This window comes from uncultured Gimesia sp., from assembly GCF_937910335.1.
Lineage (GTDB): Bacteria > Planctomycetota > Planctomycetia > Planctomycetales > Planctomycetaceae > Gimesia.
In genome coordinates, this window is the sequence record NZ_CALEMX010000201.1 from 1 (window position 1) to 7,262 (window position 7,262).

Genomic DNA, 7,262 nt, shown 5'->3' on the forward strand with positions numbered 1-7,262 from the left:
CGGTGATAATGGGGGTACTCCAGGAGCCCATGTATTTTCGCTCATTGTTTCGTTGGCCGTTGCCTTCTACGGGTTCTTCCGTTTCCCATATGGTTTTTCCGTTCTCCAGATCAATGGCTGTCATGAAGACCCGTTTCCCTGGGCCGCAATGTAGAATGATCTTTCCTTCGTGCAGAATGGGGGAAACGCCATAGCCCCAGATATGTTCGAACTCTCCGAGATTTCGGTTCCAGAGTTCCTTGCCGGCGAAGTCATAGCAGAAGAGACCTGCCGAGGAGTGCCAGACGACGACACGTTTTCCGTCTGCTACAGGTGTGGAACCACAATAATTGTTGGTTTTATGAGTGGGCATAACCTTGTCGAAATTCACGGTTTTCACCCAGAGTTTTTGTCCGTTCGTGCGGTCAAAGCAGTAGAGGCTGCGTTTGCGACCTTCATTTTCTGCGCAGGTTACAAACACACGTCCGTTTGAAACAATGGGGCTACTGTTGCCGGGGGCGGGTAGAGGCGCTTTCCAGATGATATTTTCCGTGGAGCTCCATTTCAGAGGGGCTTCTTTTTCCAGAGAGCTCCCATTTCCACGCGGTCCCCGAAACGCGGGCCAGTCTTCAGCGAGGATTGTTGAGGTACAAAAAACGATAGAAAGCGAAAATGTCAGCACTTGCAGGCAAAGTTTCATTGGAACGCCTTTTCGAATTCCTGATTGAAGCAGAGTGAAAGGATCCGGTTAAGCAATTACATCATGCACGACATGCCCGTGTACGTCGGTGAGTCGCATGTCGCGGCCTCCGAAACGGAAGGTCGATTTCGTATGATCTAACCCTAGCAGGTGTAGCATGGTAGCGTGGATATCATGCATTTCCACTCGATTTTCTACGACTTTATAACCCCAGTCATCAGTGGCGCCATGCGTGGTGCCCCCTTTAACACCGCCGCCTGCCATCCACATGGAAAAGCCAAACGGGTTATGGTCTCGTCCATTGGTGCCTTGCGCAAACGGGGTTCGTCCAAACTCGCCACCCCAGATCACCAGCGTAGATTCGAGCAGTCCGCGTTGTTTGAGGTCTTTTAATAATCCGGCGATGGGCTGGTCTACAGCGCGGGCATTATTTTCGTGATCTCGTTTTAAATTGCTATGTTGGTCCCAGCGATCGCTTTTGACGTTGGTACAAGTCAGTTCGACAAATCGAACTCCCCGTTCGACCAGTCTTCTCGCGAGGAGGCATTCTGCAGCGTAAGTTTTTGTAGGCTGGTATTCCGCATTAAAACCATAAAGTTCGAGTGTGGATTTACTTTCGCTGGTGAACGACATCAGATCAGGAATTGCCATTTGCATTTTGTAGGCAAGTTCATAGTTCGAGATGGCGGATTCAATTTCATCATGAATTCCGGATCGCTTTTGCTTAAAGCGATCCAGTTGTTGCATGAGTTTGAGTTTTTGCAATTGTGTTTGGCTGGTTTTTTCCTGTCGTTTTACATTCGAGATTCCACTGCCGCCCGGTTTGAAAACGGATCCCTGGTAACTGGCCGGCAGAAATCCGCTGTTGAAGCAGTCGAGTCCGCCTGGTGGGATCAGCCCGCCATTGATCACCACGAAGCCAGGCAGGTTTTGGCATTCAGATCCCAGGCCATAATTGACCCAGGCTCCCATACTCGGGCGTCCCTGCAAGCCGCTCCCTGTATGTAAAAAGTAATTGGCGAAGGTGTGTTCGGGGAATTGTGAAACGACCGAACGGATTACCGCCATGTCATCGATGCACTCGCCGATCTTTGGGAAGAGGTCACTGACGGGGATACCGCTTTCACCATAAGGTTTAAATTTCCAGGGGCTTTGCAGAACTTTTCCGACATTGTCAAATTGTGTCGCTTCCACTTTAAAATAATCGCCGGGACTTTTTCCGTTATATTTGGCCAGTAAAGGTTTGGGGTCGAATGTATCTACTTGCGAGGGGCCGCCATCCATGTACAGGAAGATGACATTTTTTGCTTTGGGGGGGAAATGGGTTTTCTCGGCGGAGACACCTGAAAACGCCTGATCCTGTAAGAGTGCCGTGAGTGCAGCGGCTCCAAAGCCGTTTGCGCATTGTTTAAGAACATCACGTCGCGTGAATTGTTGTCGGAATTGGCCACATTGCATACTGCAGACTTTCTGAAGAGCTTCTTGATTTCAAAAGATGTAAATAAACTCTTTTAGATTGAAAATGACATGTCCCAGTTCTGCCCAGATTATTGAAGGGTCAGACAATTGCGGGTTTTGTTTCGTTCGTTCCAGAATAAATTGAGACGCCGTCGACAATTCTTCTGAAGTGGGCAGGCGGCCTAAAGCAACTTCGTACATCCAGCGGATTTTGTCATTGGTTATTTGCAAATCGGTTGTTTGCTGGTCGGTTGTTTTCTGGTCGGTTGTTTGCAGGCCCGAATTTGTGAAAGCCCGTTTCCCCCAAAGTTGAGCTTGTTGAATTACAAACGGGTCGTTCATCATGATGAGGGCTTGAGCGGGAACATTCGAAACGTTGCGGCGACCCATTGTGCTGAACGGACTGGGGGTATCGTACGCCAGCATCATGGGCGAGAGAAAATTGCGGCGGACTTGAATATAGATCGACCTTCTTCCATCGCCATCCAGGGGGCCATTAATTCGAGGTTTGCCGCGACCATCCATAAAGTTCGTCAGATGAACGGGTACTGAAGGACCATGCATTTTTGGATTGATTCTTCCCGAGATGCTTAATAGTGCATCGCGGATCGCTTCGCCTTCCAGACGTTTTAAGGGCATCTTGTGGAGATAGAGATTGTCAGGGTCGATCTCTGAGACTTTGAACGTGGTTTGGCTGGATTGTTGATAGGTTTCTGTGAGCACGATGAATTTGATCATCTGCTTGAGGGACCGACCTTGCTCTAAAAATTTTAAAGCGAGAAAATCCAGCAATTCCAGATGAGTGGGACGTTCTCCGAGCACTCCGAAGTTATCGACACTGGGAACTATTCCCCGTCCGAACAGATGCGCCCAGATTCGATTGACAATCACACGATGGGTTAAGGGGTTCGAGGGCGCATTAATGGCGGATGCTAATTGAAGTCGCCCGCTTCCCCGTTTTGCGGCAGGGGGAACGCCGTCCAGGGCTTCGAGGAAACGTCGTTCAACGACCGAGCCTGGATTCTGGTGACTGCCACGAATCAGGACATGGTCATTTTCAGGACTGCCATCCATAATCGCCATCGCGGTTTGCGATTTGGTTTGAATGGCCTGTTTGAGTTGCTTGTACTCTGTCTGACAGTTTTTGATTTCCTGCGCCAGAGCGAGACGTTCCTTGCTTTCTGGTTCTGAAAAGAGAGCGGGATGTGCGATTGCCCAATTAATCAGGGCCACAGTTTGGGCACTCGGTTTTCTTTCACTATCAAAATATTCGTTAAATGCAGTCTGGATTGGGGTCTCTGCCTGATCAAAGGGCAGACTGATCGAAGTTAAGTCTTGTTCTGGATGTGTGGCAGCGTGTTTTACCTGAAAGACTTCCAGAGGCGTTTTCTCCAGGGCTGTGAATTCCAGATGAATCCGATGTCCCTTGTATCTTGATATATCGTGTGTCACCCAACGTGGTTTATTTCCCTTCTCCGCGGGAACTTTTTTCAATGTAGTTCCATGTAGCGGACCAAACAGGAGGCGATGAGAATCAACGCAGGCATAAACCCAGCAGCCCCCTTTCACACGGTAAGAAACGGGGCCCTGAACTTTGAAGGTGGGAGTTCTTAATGTGCGTCCTGATCGGGGAAAAGACCGCAGTTTATTTTTCTGGTTCATTTGAGGAGTTTTGACATCAACCAGTTCATCCCAGAGAAGGTCACGTCTGGCTGCTCCTTCCTGCATAGCTGTGAGTGGGATCTGTTGTTGGGATTGATCCCAAACTAAAGTACCCCGCGTGCGTGGCTTCAAGCCGAAGGTGAATCCGTCGGTAAGAAAATCTTCGGGAGCGCAATCACTGTAATCAATGATGGTCCTTTCATCAGACTGGGATCCGGTGGATGTTTCTGATTTTGAATCGCTAAAGAGTGTGGCTATCAGGTTATTCTTTTTTTCTGGATTACTTTGAAGGAATTGAATCCAGTGTTTCAGAATTGAGGGATTGAGATTCTTCGCTGTTGACTGCTGCTCGATGCTTTTCTCAAGGGCAGGGGATGATGGTGTTTGAGTCTGTTTGGCAAGGGAATTCGCAGTTTGATAATACGCCTGGAAGTTTTTTATTTCTGAAGCAAAGACATTTTTCAGTTTCGCTTTGAGAGTTTTCTGTTTCTGAATGTAAAACTGTTCTGCCTGTTGGGCGACTTTCTGATTCTGTACCATCGATTCAAACCGGACCTGGCGGTAATTACTGCTTTGCAAATATCCATACAGGGCATAATAATCTTTTGTCGAAATGGCGTCGAATTTATGATCGTGGCAGCGGGCACAGGAAACAGTCATACCTAGAAATGATTTGGTCATGACATCAATGGCGTTATCAAAGCGGTCTGTTTCATCCTTTCGGATATCTACGGGTGAATGCACCCATTCACTCATATACCAGAAGGCCGTCGCCAAAATGGATTCATTGAACTGTTTTTGGGGATGAACTCGTGGCTGTTTAAGTAAGTCGCCCGCGATATGTTCTGTGACGAACTGATCATAGGGGAGATCGGTATTTAAGGCGCGGATGACATAGTCTCGATACTGATAGGCGTTCGGTGCATCATTATCAAATTCATGTCCGCGTGATTCTGCATAGCGCATCAAATCGAGCCAGTGGCGTGCCCAGCGTTCGCCAAATTGAGGTGAGGCCAATAGTTGATCGACGACTTTCTCAGTGGCGTTTGCAGAATGATCATTTAAGTACGAATGGATTTGCTTTGGGGAGGGAGGGATGCCAACTAAGTCAAAAGAAAGACGCCGAATGATGGTGCGTTTGTCAGCACGACTAGCGGGTTGCAGTTTTTTTTCTTCCAGTTTTGCAAGAATGTACGAATCCACGGGATGTGCAGACCAGTTTTGATTTTTGAGAGCAGGGGGATTCACATGTTTCATCGGTTGCCAGACCCAATGATCGTGCCTGCGTTTTTTTAGATCGAAGGTTTTGGCGTCTTTTGCATCTGTGGGAGGTTTTTCGTCGGGCCAGGGGAGTTTCATTTCTATCCAGCGTACGAACAGATCGATTTGTTCTTTTTTCAAGCGTGTATCAGGTGGCATTTCAAGCGATTCATATCGCAGGGCTTCGAGCAGCAGACTTTCCGCTGGTTTTTTAATGTCCGCTGCGGGGCCGGTATCTCCCCCCTTCAGCAGCAGGGCGCGCGAGTCCATTCTTAGTCCACCTTCTAATCGTTTGGACTGACCGCTATGGCATTGATAACAATGCGCGGCGAGAAGGGGGCGAATCGATTTTTCAAAGAACTCTAACTGTTCTGAAGAAAATCGCGGAGTGGAATCTGTTTTTGATTCTTCAGCAGAATACAGAAAGCTGAGACATCCGGCAATCAGCAGTAAAACAGAAATGTTACAGAGAAGTTGCTTCATGCTCAGTAGTTTCTTTTACAAAGTTCGAGTTGTGAATTAGCGGTAGATTATTCTGAGAGCGCGTCATCCAGGAGCGCATATTCAAAATGGTGGGAACAATCACAAAGAGATTGCCATAAACTATTTTAACGCTTTCGGTTGAAGCGATTCAAGTTTTAATGGGCAAAGCGAGAAAAAGAGTCAAATCAATCGCCGTAGGTTAGACCGGTGATCAGATCAATTCTGGCAGCGGTCTGGCGTGATCTTCCACCAGATATTGCGGTCGTCCGCTGAAATCTTCGATTGTGGTCTGCTCTGTTTCGATTCCCATATTATGATACAGGGTCGCAAAGAGTTCCGGGAATGTCACGGGACGATCGATGGCTTCGCCTCCGAGTCGATCTGTTGCCCCGATGACCTGTCCTGTTTTCATGCCACCACCGAACAAAATAGCAGAGTTGACTCGTGGCCAGTGATCTCGTCCTACTTGTGCACTGATTTTGGGAGTGCGTCCAAATTCTCCCCAGATCGCAACAGTACAATCCTGATCGAGACCGCGCTGATGCAGATCTTCCAGCAGGGCACTCACACATTGATCGAAGACAGGAAAGTCTTCGGCCTCTCGTTTAAAGATGGTGTTGTACTTTCCGCCATGCCAGTCCCATTTACTGTAATTCAATGTAACAACACGTGCGCCGGCTTCGATCAACCTTCTTGCGACAAGCATACTTTGCGGTACGCGAGGGGCGCCGTTACTGTCGATAAACTTTGTGGGGTCACCCGTGCCATAGCGTTTGACAGTTTCCGGATCTTCTTTGGAAAGGTCTAAGGCTTCCGCCAGTTTTGAAGATGTGAGAACACCCATTGCCTGTTCGTTGAATGTGTCCAGCCCCGTCATCATACCCGAGGCATCTGATTCGCGTTTGAAATTATCGATACTCTGCAGCAGTTTTTTTCGATCTGAAAGTCGTTCGAGCGAGATCCCATTCAGAACCATGTCGTGGCGAGTTGGTCCCATCGGGCGAAAAGGAGATTGCGAAAGACCAAGAAAGCCCGGCCCCGGTTCGTTATAAGGACCATGAGTGCAGGGATAGCAGAGGCTGATGAATGGAGGCGAGGATTCCACGTAGGGACCCTGAATTTTTGAGACGGTCGAACCGAATTGCGGCCAGCCTCCCTGCGGTTTTGGTTTGCGAGGATTATGGCCGTTAAAACATTGGATGGCATCATGGCCGCTTTGCGAGCCCACAATCGAGCGAACCAGAACCATTTTATCTATGAGCTGCGCCATGCGCGGGAAGGCTTCACAGATTTCAATTCCGGGAACGTTGGTAGAGATTGGGCGCCAGGGCCCTGCAATTTCTTTGGGCGCCTCTGGTTTAAGATCAATCATATCCTGATGCGGCGGTCCGCCCACCAGATAAATCATGATCACCGATTTCTGACGTTTTTTGTTCCCGGGCTTTGATTCCGCCTGCAAGATGCGGGGCAGCGTCAGTCCCGAGAGGCCTAGACTACCAATCTGAAGGAAATTCCGTCGTGACACTCCATCGCAAAACGAGGAGGGCGTATTCCCTTTTCCAAACAGTGTCAGCATATTGTGCTCGCTCCTGCTGTAGTCTGAATCTTAATGACGCTCCGATTGTATCAAATACTATTTATGCGTTCCAGAGGGGCTTGCGAAGATTTCGTGATTCGTCCGTTTTCAGGCTCAATTCAGCTTGATTCAAGGGGCTTCAGG

4 protein-coding genes are annotated in these 7,262 nt (G+C 48.6%); all 4 read right to left on the reverse strand.

The annotated features are described in order from the left end of the window. On the reverse strand, positions 1-679 hold a 679-nt coding region (locus tag Q0668_RS07500; RefSeq protein WP_298862202.1), incomplete at its 3' end, for a PQQ-binding-like beta-propeller repeat protein. Between the two features lie 48 nt (positions 680-727). After that, positions 728-2,137 (reverse strand): DUF1501 domain-containing protein, encoded by a 1,410-nt coding sequence (locus Q0668_RS07505; protein WP_298862205.1) that lies wholly within the window; start codon positions 2,135-2,137, stop codon positions 728-730. Between the two features lie 30 nt (positions 2,138-2,167). Next, a complete protein-coding gene (locus tag Q0668_RS07510; RefSeq protein WP_298862208.1) occupies positions 2,168-5,542 on the reverse strand; it encodes a PSD1 and planctomycete cytochrome C domain-containing protein in 3,375 nt (1,124 codons plus the stop codon). Between the two features lie 211 nt (positions 5,543-5,753). Next, positions 5,754-7,118 carry a DUF1501 domain-containing protein gene (locus tag Q0668_RS07515; RefSeq protein WP_298862211.1) on the reverse strand — a complete coding sequence of 455 codons (1,365 nt, stop codon included), beginning with the start codon at positions 7,116-7,118 and terminating at the stop codon, positions 5,754-5,756. Positions 7,119-7,262 lie beyond the last annotated feature (144 nt).